We start from the raw sequence: 19,288 nt of genomic DNA, 5'->3' as shown, positions 1-19,288 counted from the left end.
CACCCTGGCCCTCTCCCACGGGGAGAGGGCACAAACATCAAAAACGGTTTTGCGTTTATTCCGGCCAGAGCCACGCCGCGCCGCGCACTCCGCTGGAATCTCCGTGGACGGCTTTGCGGATCGGCGTTTCGCACTCGCCGCCAAATACCCACTGTTTCACCAGCGTTGGCACCGTGGCGTACAGCCGGTCGACGTTGCTCATGCCTCCGCCCAGTACAATCACGTCGGGATCAAGAATATTAATCACATGCGCCAGTGACTTAGCCAGCCGCATTTCGTAGCGGCTGAGCGCCAGTTCAGCCACCGGATCCTGCTCCTCAACCAGACGCATAATCTCGTTACCTTTCAGCGGCTGACCGCTCAGACGATGATAATCGGTGGCAAACCCCGTGCCGGAAATAAAGGTCTCAATACAGCCCTGCTTGCCACAGTAGCACGGTACTTCGGCGCGGTATTTGAGTTCATCTTCATCCATCCACGGCAACGGATTGTGCCCCCACTCGCCCGCGGTGCCGTTGCCGCCAATATGCGAGCGCCCACCGAGGGCCACGCCCGCCCCGCAGCCGGTGCCGATAATGACCGCAAATACGGTCTGCGCGCCAGCCGCTGCGCCATCCACGGCCTCAGAGACCGCAAGGCAGTTAGCGTCATTCGCCAGACGCACCTCCCGGTTCAGGCGTTGGCTTAAGTCTTTATCAAACGGCTGACCGTTGAGCCAGGTGGAGTTGGCGTTTTTCACCACGCCGGTATACGGCGAAATGGAGCCGGGGATCCCCATCCCGACCGTGCCCGTCTCGCCCGTTGCCTGCTCTGCCATATCGACCAGGCGGGCAATCGTCTCTATGGTCTGGTGATAATCATCGCGCGGCGTAGGCAGACGGTGGCGAAACAGTTGCTCCCCCTGCTCGCTCAGCGCAATAACTTCTGTTTTGGTGCCGCCCAAATCAATCCCAATACGCACAAGACACTCCTCATTATTTTGATTATCAACAGAGTAGAAGCCCGCTTCCCGATTAGCAATGCAAGCGATGCGACAATTCGTTATCATGCCCGCTGATTTAACGACAAGGCCGTGGAAATTATCATGCTGTGGTTCAAAAATTTGATGGTTTACCGTCTCAGCCGCGACGTTTCGCTGCGTGCAGAAGAGATGGAAAAACAGTTAGCCGCTTACTCCTTTACCCCTTGCGGTAGCCAGGATATGGCAAAAACCGGCTGGGTTCCGCCAATGGGTTCTCAAAGCGATGCGCTGACCCACGCCAGCAGCACGGGGCAAATCATCGTTTGCGCCCGTAAAGAAGAGAAGATCCTGCCGACGCCCGTGGTTAAGCAGGCGCTCGAAGCGAAAATCTTCAAGCTGGAAGCTGAACAGGGCCGTAAGCTTAAAAAAACCGAAAAAGATTCGCTGAAGGATGAAGTGCTGCACTCGCTGCTGCCGCGCGCTTTTAGCCGCTTTAGCCAGACCATGATGTGGATCGACACTGTTAACGGGCTGATCATGGTGGACTGCGCCAGCGCCAAAAAAGCGGAAGATACGCTGGCGCTGCTGCGTAAGAGCCTTGGCTCATTACCGGTGGTACCGCTGGCGCTGGAAACGCCGATTGAGCTGACCCTGACCGAGTGGGTGCGCAGCGGGACTGCCGCGCAGGGCTTCCAGATCCTTGATGAAGCAGAGCTGAAAGCGCTGCTGGAAGATGGCGGCGTGATCCGCGCGAAGAAACAGGATCTGGTGAGCGACGAAATCGCCGTGCACATTGAAGCGGGCAAAGTGGTGACCAAACTGGCACTCGACTGGCAGCAGCGCATTCAGTTTGTGATGTGTGATGACGGCTCCGTGAAGCGCCTTAAGTTCTGCGATGAACTGCGCGATCAGAACGAAGATATCGACCGCGAAGATTATGCTCAGCGCTTTGACGCAGACTTTATCCTGATGACCGGCGAGCTGGCGGCGCTGATTCAGAACCTGGTGGAAGGTCTCGGCGGCGAAGCGCAGCGCTGACAGGCAAAACGCAGGCCGGGTAAGCGAATGCGCCACCCGGCATGCTTTTATTTCAGATAGCGGCACAGATAAGAGGTTGGCTCTGCAACCTGTAAATGGAACTCGCTGTGGCCCGGCACGTTGAAGACCTGCCCGGCACTATAGACTTTCCACTCCGTTTCACCCGGCAGCAGGACGTTCAGCGCGCCGCTGACCACCGTCATCTCTTCCGCTTCTGCGGTGCCAAAGGTATATTCCCCTTCCGCCATTACGCCGACACTGGCGCGGCCAGTGCTGCTGCTGGTAAAACCAATGGATTTCACTTTACCGGAAAAGTATTCGTTACTTTGAAGCATGAACTGGCCCTTATATTTATTGAGAAAAATCCACTATAGGGGCCATGCTCATGACCTGTCACGCAAAATCATTACACCAGTAATTCTGACGCCAGGCGCGCCATCAGGACGTTAGAGAGCAGCACCGGAACATCCAGCGCCTTTTGCAGTAAATCACGATGCCGCTGATGGAAGCCCAGGCAGTCGAGCATCAGGACATCCGCCCCTCTGTCGATCAACTCCTGCCCGGCCGCAATCAGCTTCGCTTCGCTGTCCCAGAACGGGTTTGCCAGCGCGTACAGCGGGGTGTGCTCCAGCGCGGCCCACTTCACCGTCTGGTTATCCAGCAGTTCCTCAACGGGAACGATGACCCCAACCTGATGACCATCAACAATTGAGGCCACCAGCGGGGGGATAATCCGCATCGGTTCGAGCAGAATGGCATTACGCGCGCTGAGGCCTTTAACGGGTGCCGTGCTCATCAGCAAAATAACGTCATAGTCCTGATTGTCGAGCACTTCGATCACGCCCTGTAGCGCGCGTTCGATTTTCTGGCGCGACACATACGCCAGTTTACCGTCACTGAGTAACGTTGCCAGGGGATCTTCCCCCTCTCCGACCGCGTAGTCTTCCATGACCTCTTCCCGACTCAGCTTCCCTAACAGACTAAGATGCGTAATTTGTTGTTCAGAGACATGCTCGGTTAAGAGCGGTAATACTTCGCTTACAGGCACCACACCAATCGTGAGGATCGCCAACGTCGCCTTCATTTTGATCGCCTTCCGTTACTACCACAACTGCCACACAGGTACAGGCTCACTACGCTGCACTGTTCATTTTTTCAGCAAAACAGCACCAAGGGTAGCAGGGGATCTCTACACCGTAATGTAAAGATCGACTGGCCTTTCCGAATCCACCTGTAATAACTAAATATTAACTGCTGCTTAACATCAGCGATATGTTAAAAGTGTGATTCAGGCACGGTTGTAACGAATTCGGATTCCTGTCAGGACTTCTCAGGATCCTCATAGCGCCGTTTCGCATCCAGCGCTTCCTGTTCGGTTTCATGTTCGCTGATCAGCGAATCAGGTTTAGGGTGATCGGCACGCAGCTGGTACCAGGTTACGGTCTGATCGCCGTTACCTTTTTCAACGGTAACGATGCGGGCTTCACGTGGATAGGGAGGTCTGGTTGGCATAGCTCATCCTTTTTTTATGTCTGAGCTATGAGTATAGACGGCTGTTAGCTGGCGCAAGCCAAACGCAGGGCGGTAATAATCTGAATCGCAACTTTCTCGGGTGACGCTGACGCATCCACAACGTGGTGTGCCGCCTCGCGGTACAGTGCATCGCGTTCGGCGAGGACGTCGCTGACCTCTTCACTCAGCGGTTTCGCGGTCAGCGCCGGGCGCTGTCCCTCTTCCGGAAACGCCTCCAGCCGCCCCACCAGCGTAGAAACCGGGGCACAGAGGTAGATCACGACACCCTTTTCGCGCATAAACTGGCGGTTATACGGCGCCAGAATAATGCCCCCACCGGTCGCAATCACAGTTGACGGCGCGGTCACCGCTTCCAGCGTGGCCGTTTCACGCGCACGAAAGCTCTCCCAACCCTCATCTTCAACGATATCGGCGATGGTCTTACCGGCATTCTCCTGGAGCCAGTGGTCAGTATCGACAAACTGACTCTGGCACAGACGCGCCAGCTCCAGACCAACGGTGGTTTTCCCACAGCCGCGAGGGCCAACTAAAAAGATGGGTGGGTTCATAACCAGGTGTTCCCCTTGCTGCCGGATAACTGAAGGCTGTAAAGAAATGATTGCAGTAGATGTTGCGCTAACTTTACTGCAAAGCGGTACGGAATGACAAGCCTGTGGAAGCCACACTGTACCACAAAACCGCCCGGAGGTGGGCTACGCCGGGCGGCGCTTCACTTCCAGCAGCCATTTATCCAGCTCGGCGGCAAACTGCTGGCGATCGCGCTGCGACAGGCTGTCCGGCCCACCGGTTTGCACGCCGCTGGAACGAAGCGTATCCATAAAATCACGCATGGTGAGCTTCTCCCGGATCGTTGCCGGCGAATAGCGTTCTCCGCGCGGGTTCAGCGCCGCCGCCCCTTTCGCCAGTACATCGGCAGCCAGCGGGATATCCGCGGTGATCACCAGATCTCCTGCGTCACACAGGCGTACTATCTCGTTATCCGCCACGTCAAACCCGGACGGAACGCGCAGAGAACGGATGTATCTGGAGGGCGGCACGCGGATATTCTGGTTCGCCACCAGCGTCAGCGGCATCTGCACGCGCTCGGCAGCACGAAATAAAATCTCTTTGATGACATTCGGACACGCGTCCGCATCAACCCAAATCGCCATAGTCTCTCCCCATTATGATTCTGGTGACTATTGTCGCCTGCATTTCGTTGTTAAGCTATCAATGAGAGATAACAACGCATAATAACGGAGAGACGTGATGGATAAGAAAATCGGGTTTATCGGCTGCGGAAATATGGGCAAAGCTATCCTCGGCGGACTGATTGCCAGCGGGCAGGTGCTGCCGGGGCAGATTTGGGTCTATACCCCATCCCCGGATAAAGTCGCGGCGCTGCGTGATGAGTATGGTGTCAACGCTGCCGAAAGCGCACAGGACGTGGCTCAGGTGGCGGATATTGTCTTTGGCGCCGTTAAGCCGAATATCATGATTAAAGTCCTGAGCGAGATCACCTCCAGCCTTAACAAAGAGACCCTGGTGGTATCGATTGCCGCAGGCGTGACCCTCGATCAGCTCGCCCGCGCGCTGGGCCACGACCGTAAGATTGTTCGCGCCATGCCAAACACCCCGTCGCTGGTGAATGCCGGTATGACATCCGTTACCCCGAACGCGCTGGTCACATCTGAAGACGTGGCGGATGTACTGAATATTTTCCGCTGCTTCGGCGAAGCGGAAGTGATTGCCGAACCGATGATCCACCCGGTAGTCGGCGTGAGCGGCTCTGCCCCGGCGTATGTCTTTATGTTTATCGAAGCCATGGCCGATGCCGCCGTACTGGGTGGAATGCCGCGCGCGCAGGCCTACAAATTTGCAGCGCAGGCGGTGATGGGTTCGGCCAAAATGGTGCTGGAAACGGGTAAACATCCGGGCGAACTGAAAGATATGGTGTGCTCACCGGGGGGCACAACCATTGAAGCCGTGCGCGTGCTGGAAGATCGCGGGTTCCGCTCCGCCGTGATCGAGGCGATGGAAAAATGCATGGAAAAATCAGAGAAGCTCAGTAAGTCCTGATGCGCTACGCCGGGCGTCAGGCGGCCACTTCGGTGCGGCCCCGTCCGGCATTTTTGGCTTTATAGAGGGCCACGTCCGCCGCCTTTAGCCATTCACGATAGTGGGTGAACTGCGCCCCCCAGGGGGCAACCCCAACGCTGATACACAACCTCGCCATAGGTGCTCCGTGCAGCGGCATGTTGACCAGCCGTTCGTGGACGCGCGACATCGCAGCAATCGCGCTGTCGGCAGGCGTGCCGGACATGATCACCGCGAACTCATCCCCGCCAAAACGGCCAATATAATCGCCTGAGCGCAGGGTCAGCTGAAGCTGGCGCGTGATGGCGACAATCGCTTCATCCCCCACGTCATGCCCCCAGGTGTCGTTGATCGTCTTGAAGTGATCGATATCGATGAGCAGTATCGTCGCCTGTCGATGGCTTCGACGGCAGGCCTCAAATTCGTTACGCAGCAGCGTTTCCCAGTGACGGCGATTGAATACGCCGGTCATTCCGTCGCGGGTACTCATCAGCTCAAGCCGACGCTTATGCTCTGCCAGACGGATCGCCGTGCGGTGGCTGAGCCAGGCAAACAGTATGGGGTAGACCACCAGCACGGGGAGCGTCAGCCACAACGCCAGCGGTTCAGAGGTCAATACCACAGGAGTACCCGTGGATTGCACGGTGAGCAAGGCAGACAGGGCAAGCAGCGCCAGTCCTGTCAGAAATAACCGACATCCCCCCGATCCCATCATATTCATGCCGATCATCACGATCAGCGCCGCTGTTGGTAGCGCATTGAACCCTGTTAGCCCCATCCAGACACCGGCAATAATGGCATCGATTTTCAGATTAACAATTTCACTGATGTGGGGTTCAGCCGAACGAAAAGCCAGCTGCCAGGCCAGATGGGGCCAGACAAAGACCCAGCCCACCAGCAATAACCACCAGACGCCGGAAAGAAACTGGCTCACCAGGACGCTGGCAAGCGGAACAAATAGCGCCGCCAGACCAACGATGCGTGCCAGCCGTATTCGCCGGGCAAATCGCAGACCGGAACGGTATGAATCATCCTGAGAAAGCTGCTGGTGCCACGCTTCCCGAATGTTCTCGTGATTGTCATAAAACTCATCATTCATCATTTTTGGGAATATTCTGAAACATTTTCCCAAATTATAGAGAGGGGGGTAGCGGGGAAAGTATGAAATTTTGGGTGAGCCACAGCCGTGACTCACCCGTTAGCACTACGCCTGTTTTTTGAGGCACGCGCTCATAAACTTGCTGCGATCGTCGCCTTTCAGCATCTGCTGTGTCGCCTGGGCGTTGCACTCACGCATTTTTTGCTGCTGTGGGGTCAGGCTTTTTTCACCGGGTTTAGCCGCACCATTTTTAAGGCAGTCGCTCATGTACGTTTTACGGGCATCCCCTTTCAGGCTTTGCGATGTCGCCTGTTGGTTACAGGTCGTCATGCGCTGCTGCTGGGGCGTTAACGTTTTCTCTTCCGCGTGTGCTGAGGCGATCAGACACAGGCCAGAGAGCAGGGTAACCAGTATTGTTGTTTTCATTGCACCATCCTTTATGTGAAGTTCCACGTTAAGTCTGGCTCGTTACGGGAAAAAAACCACCCTGCGACTCTGATTTTCGCCGGGCTCTGCGGTTATTTCAGCCCTGTATCGGAACAATATTCATTAACCGGTTTCGCCGGGTGGGAGGCGGTAATTAATAACAGAAATTATGCGGTGAAAGGTGTGCTCTGTCTCAATTTAATTTTCCCTGCATAAATGTGTAAAAATAAAAACAGAGCGACGCCAGGCATCCTGCATGACAATTCTGTGACACGTCATTTCACCTCAGGCAGGTTAGCTGCGAGGATGCCTTAAAAGCTTCTTTACGTATTGCTGAAGCAGCTCCGCATCTTCCGCAGGCACCTGGGAATCAGGACGCGCTTTTTCCAGCGCACCTTCAACGTTGTCGATCAACGCCTCCTGCTCCGGTTTTGCCATCTGTCGCAGCAGCGCCGTCACAACGATTTCCAGCGCCTCGACCTGGGCAACCAGCTCTTTCGACTCTTCTTCCTTTTGGGCAAGCTTAACCAACAACTCAGCAATGAGATTTTTCATGGTGCTATTTCCTTATGTGATTTCCCCTGAAATTAACACCCTCTCTGAATAATGAAAAGCATGGATTAGCTTTATCTTATGCAAAAGTGACATCGCTGCCAAAAAAGATATTTCAGCGCGAAAGCGAAACGTTTTCCTGAAAGAAAGGCGCCGCATTTCGTTATATAAAAAATGCGGCGTTCATAAGAATAAATAATATATTATCGTGTTTACCGGGCCGACTTTGCCTCAGCGATTCGCCTGCGGCGTCGCAAGGCAAAGGCCAGTTGAATAATATTCAGCAGGACCACCACCGCCGTCGCGGCAAATACCCAGCGGAAACCCGCCATCGCCGAGACCGAGGCGCCGATAAGCGGGCCCGCTACGTTGCCTAAATACATGAACGACTGGTTGTAGCCAAAAATGCGGCCGGTTACCTGGTCACTGGAATATTTCACCAGCAGCGTCTGAACAGCGGGCAGCATGGCGCCATCTGCGAAGCCAAGCAGGAAGCGCAGGATGCCGAGCTGAAGAGGTGTGGTGACGAATGACATGGCAAAGAAAAGGATCACCGCAATGATGAGCGTTGCCATCAGAATACGTGCCGTACCGATCCTGTCGCCCAGTTTCCCCAGACGCGGAGCAGACATCAGCGCCGACACGCCCGGCACCGCGGCAATCATCCCGCTCAGAAAAGCAATGTTGCTGCTGTCCGGCGCCATCGACTTGATAAACAGCGCCAGAATCGGCCCTACCGAACCGTTACAGAGCTGGATCACCATCGTCGTCACAAAGAGGCTAATCATCAGGCCAGGATAAGGCAGCGAGGCGAAAACCGCTTTTCCGCTCAGGCGTTCGGATTTACTGACAACAGGCCGCCCGCCCTCTTTAATCAGAAAAAGGGTGACCAGAAAGCTGATCGTTAGCAGGATCGCGGTAATGATAAAGACCGCACGCAGCCCGACATGGTCCGCCAGGAAGCCGCCGAGCAGCGGGCCGCCAATGACCCCGCTGATCTGGGCCGTGGAAAGCGTGCTGAGCGCCCAGCCGCTTCGCTCACGCGGTACCTGTGAGGCCACCAGCGCCATGGCATTCGGAATGTAACCGGAGGTCAGCCCCATTATCGCCCGCAGAATAAACAGCTGCCAGACGTTGGTGGCGAAGGCCTGGAGCAAAATGGCTATCGCCATCCCCAGCGAGGCGCGGAGCAGCATCAACTTGCGCCCCTTGCGATCCGCCAGGCTGCCCCACATCGGCGACACAATGGCGGAGACCAGAAACGTCACGCTGAACGTCAGGCCGGACCACATCGAGAGCGCTTCATGGGAAGTCACTCCCAGCTGCGACACATACAGCGGCAGGAAGGGCAATATCTGGCTGATAGCCAGTCCGGTGAAGAAGCAGCCGAACCAGACTGAAATGAGATTAACTTTCCAGGATTCCATAACAGAAATAGTCTTCATTTTTAGGCGAATTCGCCGACAGATTAGCAAGTTACGCGCAATGACATAGCGCCAGAGATGCGGCCTTGCAGACTTTGGTGTTTTATCTTCCCAGTCATCATATTTGTGAAATAAGTCACAATTTATCCAATTTTTGGCGGAAGATTATGCTTCATCGACATAATCCATAGCCGCGCATCCCCAGATGGAAATGGTTGGCATGGGCGGCATTATAGTCCGGCCCCAGACCGTTACCGTAATAGCCACAGCTTGCCGAGAGCAGGGCCTGTAGCCAGGGCTGCGTCTTTTCCGCTTTCCAGCCGTTCAGGACGGGAACGCGCTGTCCATTTGCCAGCCTGAAAGCGCTGATATCCAGCGCATCCGCCGTGGCATGTTCGCTGCGCCGCGCATCCGGGCGGCTGTAGATATTGCGGCAGGCGAAGCTGCCCAGATGTTCAATACGCGTAAGCTCGCTTCCGGTCCAGGTTTTGGTGAGCGGTCGGGCCTGCTGGCTGACAAACAGCGCAGAACTTAACGCCAGCGGACAACTGGCCAGAAAGCTGCTGTTCAGGCTCACCGGGCCAAAATCGCGCACGCGCACCACGTTACTCAGCGGACACTCACCGGCGCTGTCAGCGACAGCCTGGGTACGGATAAGCTGGCGTTGATTCGCCTGCGCTAACAGGCTTTCGCATGCCTGCGGTGTTAAACGTCGAAGTTTAAACTGGGTTATTTTTCCGGGCGGATCGTCAAGCGTAAGCGGCACGAAAGGATTGTAATACGGCGGCAACCAGCGGTAGCCCACCGTGGCGATCCCGGCAATAACAATAAGAATAAGCAGACCTTTTCCTTTCACGCGCCCCCCTTCAGCATCCCCAAAACATTATGGCAGAAGGCCGCGAAACCCGCCGGGCATCGTGGTATGTTATGGGCTTTTCGTCAGACTGGAAGAGAGTGAGATGGCAAAGCAGCGCGTAGGTATTGTCTTTGGGGGAAAATCGGCAGAGCACGAGGTGTCATTGCAATCGGCTAAAAATATCGTTGATGCGATTGATAAAAGCCGTTTTGACGTGGTGCTGCTGGGCATTGATAAACAGGGCCAGTGGCATGTTAACGATGCCAGCCAGTATCTGTTACACGCTGACGATCCGGCGCACATTGCCCTTAATCCTTCTGATGTCAGCGTCGCAACGGTTCCAGGCGTGGAACAGGGACAGCTTATCGATGCCGGGAACGCGCAGGCGCTGGCACAGATTGACGTAGTGTTCCCTATCGTTCACGGCACGCTGGGCGAAGACGGCTCTCTGCAAGGCATGTTGCGGATGGCAAACCTGCCGTTTGTCGGTTCCGATGTGCTGGGCTCTGCCGCCTGCATGGATAAAGACGTCACAAAACGTCTCCTGCGCGACGCCGGTCTGAATATTGCGCCGTTCGTGACGCTCACTCGCGCCAACCGCGATAAACACAGCTTCGCGCAGATCAAGGCGCAACTCGGCCTGCCGCTGTTTGTGAAACCGGCGAATCAGGGCTCGTCCGTCGGCGTCAGCAAAGTCACCAGCGAAGCGCAGTTTAACGATGCCGTTCGTCTGGCCTTTGAATTTGACCATAAGGTGGTGGTTGAGCAGGGAATTAACGGTCGTGAAATTGAGTGCGCCGTACTGGGCAACGACTTCCCGCAGGCGAGTACCTGTGGTGAAGTGGTACTGAACAGTGACTTCTATTCCTACGACACCAAATATATTGACGACAAAGGTGCCCAGGTTGTGGTTCCCGCCGCGCTCGATCCTGACGTTAACGACAAGATCCGGGCGATCGCCGTTGAAGCCTATCAGGCGCTGGGATGCTGTGGGATGGCGCGCGTCGACGTGTTTCTGACGCCGGATAACGAGGTGGTGATTAACGAAATCAACACTCTGCCGGGCTTTACCAATATCAGCATGTACCCGAAGCTGTGGCAGGCCAGCGGGATAAGCTATCCGGAACTGATCACCCGCCTGATTGAACTGGCACTGGAGCGCCACGCCGCTGACAGCGCCCTGAAAAGTTCCGTTAACTAACGCTTAGTCAGCTTTCTCTGCCGTCGTCGTCTCATTGGGACGACGGCGGATAATAAATCCCGCCAGCCAGAAACTGATTACCCAGGTTACCAGCCCAACCGCATAGGTTTGCCAGCCTTTCGCTTCAAATCCCAGCAGCCCGACAACACCGTTGAGAATAAAGATCAGCCCGATCGCAAAGGCGTAGTAATGCCAGTCACGGCGTAATTTGGAAGTGAGCTTCATGACAACTCCGGCAGAAAAAAAACTATCCTCTCACAGTTTGATAAAGGCGTCTGTGGCGGATACGTAAATTCTGAAATGCGGCGCAGTTTCACTTATGTTATCAATTTGTGACGTGATGCAGAAATCGACAATCCAGGAGAAATCCTGAGCCGAATTTCCCACGATTCTGATATTGACAAATGCTATGACCTGTCACACTCACCCTGTACGACGCGTATTAAAACAGAGTGATATTTTCGGGAGGTCTTATGGCAGACTTTACATTGTCGAAACCGATTTTTGGCGGAAAACAACCAAAAACCTCCACGGCGGGGAACATTGCCTATGCCCTGTTTGTTCTGTTTTGTTTCTGGGCAGGAACCCAACTGCTGAATATGCTGGTGCATGCCCCTGGCGTGTATGAGCATCTGATGCAGGTGCAGGATACAGGCCGCCCGCGCGTTGAAATCGCTTTAGGCGTGAGCACCGTATTTGGACTCATTCCCTTCCTCGCGGGCAGCATGGTTCTGGGCGTGATTGCCCTTGTCCTGCGCTGGCGCAACCGCCACTGATTACAGTCCCATACAGCGTGCCCGACGATCGTCAACGCGTTTCGCGAACCAGGCGGTCGTCAGGTTCCGCGTGATCTTCGGGCTTTCCAGCTGAATGCCTGGCAGAATGGCTCTGGGTAAAGCCTTTCCACTTTTCTTCTCGGCCAGCGCAAAGACCTGCTTATACAGATCCGTTTTCTCAAACGCCAGGCTGTCGCCCTTCTCCAGCTGTCGGCGAATGTCGCTGTTGCTCATCTCCAGCTTCGTCGAGAGTTTTCGCACCGCACGTTCGGTGGTCCCGGCCTCACTGCTGCCGTAAGCAATGAGATCGCCGTCCAAAGCGAGCTTCACACCGCTGGCGCGGCTTACCGCATTCTGGAAGGCTGCATTTCGGCTGGCATACCAGCCCGCGTTAAAGTCGGCAAAGCGATACAGCGGTTTATCGTAGTTGGCCGGATAATTCAGCAGGTGATACGTCCCAAACCACAGCCCACCGCGCAGGGAGAAGACCTCCTGACGTACCGTACCGTCGATATCCCACGGATAGCCGTCGGTATGCTTTTCCGCAAATGCGATACTGACCTGCATCGGACCGCCGGTATGCACCGGATTTAGCGAGCCAAACAGCTTCTGCCCCATCGGCACCATATTGATGAAATCATCGAAAATGGCGCTAAGCTGTTTCTCGGTTTTCACCGTATCCAGCCGTTCACTGTAGCTTTTACCGTTTGGCGAGGTGATTTTAAGGGCGGTATGCACCAGGAAAACCGGGATATGCATCGATTCGGCCCGGCGGTCGATCTCCTTCCAGGCGATTTTGTTCAGGCCAGGCACTACAGGATCTGACTGATACATCGATTCCTGCTGCGCCACCGCGAGCACCGAGCAGATATTCTCCTCGGTAGGCGTGATCTTCTGGCTTTTGAAGGTCGCGGCCAGCGCATCAGCCCACTCACTGCGATCCTTCACGCTGGCGGGCATTTTTTGCCGCACCACGCTCGCCACATCAACGGGCTTCTCCCCTTCTTTGAGCGGGGCAGCCCCTTTTTCGGCACAGCCCGCCAGCACGAAAGCGGCGAGTAACGTCAGCGGTAATGCACGTGGTACGGCAAATGGCATAGCAATTCCTTTTTAACCTAATGTATGGGTGACTTCCTGCACGTCCTTATCGTCCAGCTCACGCTCGAAACTGCGTAAACGTTTGTAGATGGACATCAGCTCCACCAGCGTAGTCCAGGAGCTGATCAGATACTGGAACGAACCGCGAACCTGACCAAAGACGTTGGTGATTTGGGTCATCAGACCGAGCGTAATCGTACCCGCAACGATGGACGGGAACAGCAGGAACAACCCGAAAACGTTATCAACCTGAAGATAAAGAATGCGCGCGATATTGAAATACATGTAATGGAAATAGAGGCGGAAATAGTTACGACGTACGGCGCCAAACAGCTCACGCACGGTAGGCGGTGACGCACGGTTGGCATCGTCTTCGCCATACACCAGTTCTTTACGGTAGGCCGCTTCCACGCGCTGGTTTTTAAACTCCAGCCCCGGCAGCTTGATCCCCACCACCGCCAGCAGCCCCGTTCCCATCAGCGACCAGACAATCGCAGCAATCACCAGGCCGTATGGCAGATGGCCGACAATCGGCAGCTCCGGAACGTGCGACGAGAGCGTCACCAGCACCGGCAGGAAGGCGATCAGCGTCATGATGGCGTTGATAAAGCTCACGCCCATATCTTCCAGAGTAGAGGCAAAACGCATGGTGTCTTCCTGCACACGCTGTGCGGCACCTTCGATATGCCGCAGGTGCTGCCAGTGTGCCATATAGTGTTCGTTCATCGCGGTACGCCAGCGGAACACATAGTGGCTGACGAAAAAGTTATTCATCACGCCAATCACCACGGCGATAAGGGCGATGCCGAGGAAGATCCCCACCTCATGGTAGAACTGGTTAATGGTCACTTTATGCGGCGAACTCAGCGCCGTCTGGATCAGATCGTAAAATGGCGCATACCAGGCGTTGACCGCTACGCCCACTTCCACCAGGAACCAGGTGACAAAGATGATTAACGACGTGCCGAGAATCGACCAGTATTGCCAGCGGTGAGGAGAATAGACAAACCAGAACATGGCAAAAAGCCCTACGCAGAGCACGTAATAAGCGTAGAAAAGCAGATAGCTCATGGACCAGAAGCGCGCTGCGCTAATGGGAATATCGCCCGTTGCCCCCGTAAGACGGGTCAGCCACGCGCCGCCACCGGCCTGCCAGAAAATGACAGCCAGCAGTGCCCAAATAAATGCCGACAGGAAAAAGGGCCCCGGCTTTGGGAAAAAAGACTTAAACATTGTGCTTCCTTCTTGTTGTTATGGCTGTTGCTGTGTTCAACATATCGCCACACGAAACCTTGCCTGTGCCAGCCTCCCGGCTCAGGCAAAAAAGTGAGACCTGCGGGTGAATTATTAGTTCGCTTCACAGTTTTCAGGAATTGTTTCGGTGCGTTTCATTCGCAACAGCGATCGTAGCGTCTATCATACGGTCGATGTCACAAAATGGGAGCCACGCCGCAAGTAAATTGTTCAAATTTACCCACGGTTACGTTTTTCTCGCTATCGTTATGCAAATCGGGCCATTGCCCGACGCCGATTAGTAGTATAACTACCCGTAACTTTCCTTATTCACTTGATGGATGCTTTTCGTTGAAACGTTGTCTGCTCTCTATCGCCGCGCTGTGTGCGGTGAGCCTGTCCACCGCCCAGGCAGCACAGCCTCTGACGGCCCCGGTTCTGGCCTCTGACATTGCCGATCGCTACGCGAACCTTATTTATTACGGCAGCGGTGCGACGGGAATGGCGCTGGTCGTGATCGACGGTAACCAGCGGGTGTTTCGCAGCTTCGGTGAAACACGACCGGGAAATAACGTTCGTCCGCAGCTGGATTCCGTTATCCGTGTCGCATCGATAACCAAGCTGATGACCAGCGAAATGCTGGTGAAACTGCTCGATCAGGGCGTGGTGAAACTCGACGATCCACTCAGCAAATATGCACCGCCCGGCGCTCGCGTTCCGACATATCAGGGAACGCCGATCAGACTGGTGAATCTTGCGACCCATACCAGCGCCCTGCCGCGAGAACAGCCCGGTGGCGCTGCGCATCGCCCTGTCTTTGTCTGGCCAACCCGCGAGCAACGCTGGAACTACCTGAGCACAGCAACCCTGAAATCGGCCCCGGGCTCGCAGGCCGGCTATTCTAACCTGGCGTTTGATCTGCTGGCCGACGCTTTAGCGACGGCGTCGGGTAAACCTTACCCTCAACTGTTTGAAGAGCAGATCACGCGTCCGCTCGGGATGAAAGATACCACGTACACCCCTTCCCCGGACCAGTGCAAGCGTCTGATGGTGGCGGAAAAAGGGGCCAGCCCGTGCAATAACACGCTGGCCGCCATTGGCAGCGGTGGCGTTTACTCTACGCCTGGCGACATGATGCGCTGGATGCAACAGTTCCTCTCATCGGATTTTTACGCGCGTAGCAATCAGGCCGACCGAATGCAGACGCTCATCTACCAGCGTACTCAGCTACGACGCGTCATTGGCATGGATGTTCCAGGTAAAGCCGATGCCCTCGGCATGGGCTGGGTGTATATGGCGCCAAAAGATGGCCGACCGGGGATTATTCAAAAAACCGGTGGAGGTGGCGGGTTCATCACCTACATGGCGATGATTCCGCAATCAAACGTAGGCGCTTTTGTGGTGGTCACCCGGTCGCCAAATACACGCTTCGTGAATATGAGTGATGGCGTAAATAATCTGGTGGCCGAGCTGAGTGCCAATAAAGCGCAGGTGCTTACGGCCTCTAACTGATCTCAATAGTCCGTGGGCAAACGGTTGATACTGATCAGTTTGCCCCGGCTCATATTGATGTAGTTCCCCTGTCGCAGCGCCGCCAGAACCTCAGCAACGACCGAACGAGAAATACGAGTGCTACGCTGAATATGATTCATAACACCAATTTTTGAACGTAGCGTGTCATCCCACTCGGCCATATTGATCAGCATCGCCCGGATTTGGCTATAGGAATTATTTCCGACCAATTGCATGTCACGTTTTCCCAATAAATGGTTAAGCCATGACAGCCAGCAGAAAGCCTCTTGCCAAAGTTGCGCGTCCTGAATAAGCTGGTACGCGTCAGATGCCGGTAAATAAAATCCGGTACAAGGCGTCTGTGCCATCAAAGAATATTCAAGATAGTTTTCATTTATCCATGCGCTTAAACCGTGGATATACGGTGCCCGCGCAATACCCATAAGTAATTCGTCTGATTTACGGTGGACGGCCGTCAGGCCGGATTGTATGACAACGGTCAATGGTTCATCATCATTATTGCCGGTAGTTATTAATTGTTGTGGTTCGATCTTAAATGGGGTACCGGCGACTTCCAGACACTTTATGAGCCGGCTTAATTCAGAAAGTGGCTTCGCATTAACGTTCATGCATACCTCAAGTCATCTGTATATGTCGGTTCTTTATAATTTTTAAAACACATAAAAAAGCGGGGGAAAAATCCCCCGCGCTTTCTATATTACCAGGTGTATTTCACACCCAGGTTTGCTCCCCAGTTCTGGTCAACGTCGCCGCCGCCCAGATAAGTCGCATCAGTGTAAGCACTGAAGTTTTTCGTGAAGCTGAACTGAGTGCCCAGTCCCACGCGAACCGCAGAGCCTTCCACGCCGTTATCAATGCTGTCATTGTTGATATCAGCATTGTTGTCGGCATCGTCATACACGTAAGCCAGTTTGAAGTAAGGCGTTAATGCCTGCTCGCCGCCGTAGTTGAAGGTATAACCTGCATCCACGCCGAGTTCATAACGCATACTGTCGTAAGACTGACCATCGATACGCATGTCGTTGCTTAGCTGGTAGTCATCACCGGACTGGAACAGGCCAGAGATCGCCGCGTAAGGCGTGACGTAGCCAGACAGGTTTGGTTTCCAGTCATAGCCCAGTTTCATCCCGAAACCAACGGCGTCAGTCGTGGTATTACCGTCAACATACTGACCGTTGCTCATGGTAGCAGAGAGGTCGTTGTTGAAGCGGGTGTAGCTCAGGGAGCTGTCGAGGAAGATGTCGTTCATGAACTTCGCCGACGCGTAGATCATCGCAGTCTGGCTGTCCTGATCGACCTGACCAGTACGATCGCTGATATCACCCTTCGCGAAACCAGCCGCACCACCGACAATCCACTTCGCGTTATTACCGTCGATCTGAGTATCCAGACCTACCATAATGCCGCTTACGTCCTGATCGTAGCTAACGGTGCCATTATCCGCGTCAAAGTTGCCGCCGAAATAGCTCACCCATGCGCCGCCGTTATCTGCCAGGCCATGACGGCTGTTGGTCAGACGGGTACCCACGGTATCCTGTTGCAGATTCCAGATGTTGGTATTAGCAGAAGGAATGCTCAGCGCCATGTTGGCGTAGTCAGTCAGCTCTTCCTGCTGGAGAACAACGGTGTCGCCCTTCTGCTGCGCCTGATAGGTGTATGCACCTAAATCAGCTTTGTTTGCCGCAGTAAAGCTGGCAGCGGTATCCGCGTTATTGTCATAGACGCGAACGATCTCTTTGTTTTCGTAGTCAGCTACGGAGCCTGCGCCGGTCGCATCGTCGATGCGCACTTTATAGTTACCGGCAACGTCACCGTTCACCGCCAGATGGCCGTCAGAGTTCAGCGCGACAACACCATAGTCGTAATCCGCTTTAGAGCGATCGTTGGTGATATAGCGTGCGTTGTTCAGGTCGCTGTTCAGCACATAATCACGGCTGGCAACGTTAAGCACACCGCCATCGGTCAGCACCATATTGTGCGTATCAACCTGACCCAGACCCAGCGCCAGCTCTGCACCGTTGTCCACGGTAATGGTGTTGGCATACAGCTCAGCTGTCTCTTCAGTGAGTGCAGCACGGCTGTAGCTATCCAGATACAGGCTGTCGGTAGCCACACCACCGCTGTCGCCAATATTCAGGCTAGACGCATTGGTCAGGGTGATGGAATCTGCCAGCAGGCCGGAGTTTTCAACATTGACCTGAGACTGGTTGTTCACCGTCAGCGCGTCGATGTTGGAGATCTTACGGGTATCCCACTCGGAACCGTTATCCAGCGCCACGTTGAACAGGCCGCTCTGATAAACTTCTTCACCTGCAACATGACCGTTGCTGTCAAAGGTAGAATCAGGCCAGATGCTGTTTGGAGAAAGCGTGTGCCAGTCTACATCGCTGTAGCCTTCACCATACATCTGCGCCGTGCCGATGGCTTCAACGCTGGACTGCGCGGCACCCACCCATTTACTGCCGTTGGTCAGCGTGACATCCAGCTTGTCGGTATCATCCCAGCCGTTGGTAGTTGGGTTATAGACGCCGTCATCGGTGGTATCCGTTGCCGGATCGCCATTCTCGTAGAAGTTGTTATCAAAGGTGCTGGCGAAAAGGATGTCGCCGGTAATGGTAGAGTGATCGAAGGTAGCGGTGGTCTGCATAGCGTTATCAGACGCGCCAGCAACAACGATCAGCGCCGCATCATCCGCAGCCGTGGCGTTGGTTTCACCGTAGTCGCTCGGCTTCGCCGTTTGACCGTAGAAGCCATTGGTACCCAGATCGCTGTACGCACCAGAGGTCAGCACAGAATCTTTCACCACCAGCGTATCGGTAAAGATATTGCTGCTGTTAGCAACCCCTTCAACACCGTCGTATGGCGTGTTATCCAGCTCCTGATAACCCTGCGTCAGCGTGATGCCCGCGATATGGGAGTTGTTCTGAATAACGATATCAGATTCAACGTCCAGCGTGATCGCGTTACCCAGACCATAGGTGTCCAGATAATGCGTTTCAGTGGTTTCACCATTGACGACATCATAGGCGTAATGCTCGTAGGTATCGTTGATGGTGGAGTTATCAACAGTCAGGCTAAAACGATCATACTGGGTATGAGTGGTACCGTCAGTATCCACACCATCTGCACACGTCGTGGTCATACACTCTGACGTGATCATGCCGTTAATGGTGCTGTTAGAAATACTCAACGCGTTCGCACGGCCATTGACACCATCATCCAGATAGTATGTCGAAATAACTCCGTTTACGGTTGATTTATTGATGACTGGATAAATGTCACCATCATGTGTGGCATCTGAATAATCCCAGTCAGCATAACCATAATACCAGGGCGTGGACGCGGTATTGTCATAGCCAAAAGTATTATATGTTGTGCCGGATATATCTTTCGCATTGGCCTGAGAAGCGATAGCCAGTGTGCAGGCTAATGCAAGTTGTGATACAACCAGTTTCTTTTTCCATGTTTGCATTGGGTCATCC

The 19,288-nt window shown here is 54.5% G+C and carries 21 protein-coding genes; 5 read left to right on the top strand and 16 right to left on the bottom strand.

The window, feature by feature from the left end; translation table 11 throughout:
• Window positions 1–55: 55 nt before the first annotated feature.
• Complete coding sequence (mak, locus tag ACOTY5_RS00400) at window positions 56–961, bottom strand: fructokinase (protein WP_017383156.1); 906 nt, start codon at window positions 959–961, stop codon at window positions 56–58.
• A gap of 123 nt (window positions 962–1,084) precedes the next feature.
• Here mak and rdgC point away from each other — a divergent pair, with 123 nt between their 5' ends.
• Window positions 1,085–1,999, top strand: coding sequence for a recombination-associated protein RdgC (rdgC, locus tag ACOTY5_RS00395; protein WP_006809928.1), 915 nt, complete (start codon window positions 1,085–1,087; stop codon window positions 1,997–1,999).
• 47 nt (window positions 2,000–2,046) lie between these two features.
• On the opposite strand, the gene ppnP is transcribed toward rdgC, so the two are convergent.
• The 5 genes from ppnP to ACOTY5_RS00370 form a co-directional block, all read right to left on the bottom strand.
• Window positions 2,047–2,334: a pyrimidine/purine nucleoside phosphorylase gene (ppnP, locus tag ACOTY5_RS00390; protein WP_003859131.1), complete on the bottom strand. Its 288-nt coding sequence runs from the start codon at window positions 2,332–2,334 to the stop codon at window positions 2,047–2,049.
• Between the two features lie 71 nt (window positions 2,335–2,405).
• Entirely contained in the window at window positions 2,406–3,083 is a 678-nt protein-coding gene (locus ACOTY5_RS00385; protein ID WP_045142036.1) for an AroM family protein, read from the bottom strand.
• A 236-nt stretch (window positions 3,084–3,319) separates the two neighbouring features.
• A complete protein-coding gene (gene yaiA / locus ACOTY5_RS00380; RefSeq protein WP_003859135.1) occupies window positions 3,320–3,511 on the bottom strand; it encodes a protein YaiA in 192 nt (63 codons plus the stop codon).
• A gap of 44 nt (window positions 3,512–3,555) precedes the next feature.
• A complete protein-coding gene (gene aroL, locus ACOTY5_RS00375; protein ID WP_017383154.1) occupies window positions 3,556–4,080 on the bottom strand; it encodes a shikimate kinase AroL in 525 nt (174 codons plus the stop codon).
• A gap of 144 nt (window positions 4,081–4,224) precedes the next feature.
• Window positions 4,225–4,683, bottom strand: a complete 459-nt coding sequence (locus ACOTY5_RS00370) for a YaiI/YqxD family protein (RefSeq protein ID WP_045142035.1) — start codon at window positions 4,681–4,683, stop codon at window positions 4,225–4,227.
• 97 nt (window positions 4,684–4,780) lie between these two features.
• Here ACOTY5_RS00370 and proC point away from each other — a divergent pair, with 97 nt between their 5' ends.
• Window positions 4,781–5,590, top strand: coding sequence for a pyrroline-5-carboxylate reductase (proC, locus tag ACOTY5_RS00365; RefSeq protein WP_015571314.1), 810 nt, complete (start codon window positions 4,781–4,783; stop codon window positions 5,588–5,590).
• A gap of 16 nt (window positions 5,591–5,606) precedes the next feature.
• Here the strand turns inward: proC and adrA are convergent, their stop codons facing one another.
• The 5 genes from adrA to ACOTY5_RS00340 form a co-directional block, all read right to left on the bottom strand.
• On the bottom strand, window positions 5,607–6,710 hold the full coding sequence (gene adrA / locus ACOTY5_RS00360; protein ID WP_045142034.1) for a diguanylate cyclase AdrA: 1,104 nt from the start codon (window positions 6,708–6,710) through the stop codon (window positions 5,607–5,609).
• Between the two features lie 102 nt (window positions 6,711–6,812).
• Window positions 6,813–7,133: a phosphate starvation-inducible protein PsiF gene (gene psiF, locus ACOTY5_RS00355; protein WP_015571316.1), complete on the bottom strand. Its 321-nt coding sequence runs from the start codon at window positions 7,131–7,133 to the stop codon at window positions 6,813–6,815.
• A 294-nt stretch (window positions 7,134–7,427) separates the two neighbouring features.
• Window positions 7,428–7,688: an anti-adapter protein IraP gene (iraP, locus tag ACOTY5_RS00350; RefSeq protein ID WP_003859148.1), complete on the bottom strand. Its 261-nt coding sequence runs from the start codon at window positions 7,686–7,688 to the stop codon at window positions 7,428–7,430.
• 209 nt (window positions 7,689–7,897) lie between these two features.
• The gene (locus tag ACOTY5_RS00345) at window positions 7,898–9,112 is read right to left on the bottom strand and encodes a multidrug efflux MFS transporter (protein WP_015571317.1); all 1,215 of its coding nucleotides are present in this window, start codon (window positions 9,110–9,112) and stop codon (window positions 7,898–7,900) included.
• Window positions 9,113–9,281: 169 nt separating this feature from the next.
• Window positions 9,282–9,965, bottom strand: coding sequence for an extensin family protein (locus ACOTY5_RS00340; RefSeq protein WP_045142033.1), 684 nt, complete (start codon window positions 9,963–9,965; stop codon window positions 9,282–9,284).
• Between the two features lie 103 nt (window positions 9,966–10,068).
• On the opposite strand from ACOTY5_RS00340, the gene ddlA reads away from it, so the two are divergent.
• On the top strand, window positions 10,069–11,166 hold the full coding sequence (ddlA, locus tag ACOTY5_RS00335; RefSeq protein WP_045142032.1) for a D-alanine--D-alanine ligase: 1,098 nt from the start codon (window positions 10,069–10,071) through the stop codon (window positions 11,164–11,166).
• Window positions 11,167–11,169: 3 nt separating this feature from the next.
• Here the strand turns inward: ddlA and ACOTY5_RS00330 are convergent, their stop codons facing one another.
• On the bottom strand, window positions 11,170–11,391 hold the full coding sequence (locus tag ACOTY5_RS00330; protein ID WP_045142031.1) for a DUF2754 domain-containing protein: 222 nt from the start codon (window positions 11,389–11,391) through the stop codon (window positions 11,170–11,172).
• Between the two features lie 248 nt (window positions 11,392–11,639).
• Between ACOTY5_RS00330 and ACOTY5_RS00325 the strand changes: the two genes are divergently transcribed.
• On the top strand, window positions 11,640–11,942 hold the full coding sequence (locus tag ACOTY5_RS00325; protein ID WP_421631807.1) for a DUF2755 family protein: 303 nt from the start codon (window positions 11,640–11,642) through the stop codon (window positions 11,940–11,942).
• On the opposite strand, the gene ACOTY5_RS00320 is transcribed toward ACOTY5_RS00325, so the two are convergent.
• Window positions 11,943–13,040: a DUF1615 domain-containing protein gene (locus ACOTY5_RS00320; RefSeq protein ID WP_045142030.1), complete on the bottom strand. Its 1,098-nt coding sequence runs from the start codon at window positions 13,038–13,040 to the stop codon at window positions 11,943–11,945.
• A gap of 12 nt (window positions 13,041–13,052) precedes the next feature.
• A complete protein-coding gene (sbmA, locus tag ACOTY5_RS00315; protein ID WP_003859162.1) occupies window positions 13,053–14,273 on the bottom strand; it encodes a peptide antibiotic transporter SbmA in 1,221 nt (406 codons plus the stop codon).
• Window positions 14,274–14,624: 351 nt separating this feature from the next.
• Between sbmA and ampH the strand changes: the two genes are divergently transcribed.
• Complete coding sequence (gene ampH / locus ACOTY5_RS00310) at window positions 14,625–15,785, top strand: D-alanyl-D-alanine-carboxypeptidase/endopeptidase AmpH (protein WP_045142029.1); 1,161 nt, start codon at window positions 14,625–14,627, stop codon at window positions 15,783–15,785.
• Window positions 15,786–15,787: 2 nt separating this feature from the next.
• Here ampH and ACOTY5_RS00305 read toward each other — a convergent pair whose 3' ends face one another.
• Entirely contained in the window at window positions 15,788–16,414 is a 627-nt protein-coding gene (locus tag ACOTY5_RS00305; protein ID WP_015571320.1) for a helix-turn-helix domain-containing protein, read from the bottom strand.
• A gap of 89 nt (window positions 16,415–16,503) precedes the next feature.
• A complete protein-coding gene (locus ACOTY5_RS00300) occupies window positions 16,504–19,278 on the bottom strand; it encodes an autotransporter outer membrane beta-barrel domain-containing protein (RefSeq protein WP_045142028.1) in 2,775 nt (924 codons plus the stop codon).
• Between the last annotated feature and the right edge of the window lie 10 nt (window positions 19,279–19,288).

This window comes from Enterobacter cloacae complex sp. SHL018 (genome assembly GCF_049237905.1).
GTDB classification, from domain to species: domain Bacteria; phylum Pseudomonadota; class Gammaproteobacteria; order Enterobacterales; family Enterobacteriaceae; genus Enterobacter; species Enterobacter hormaechei_C.
This window is presented reverse-complemented; position numbering and strand designations above follow the sequence as displayed.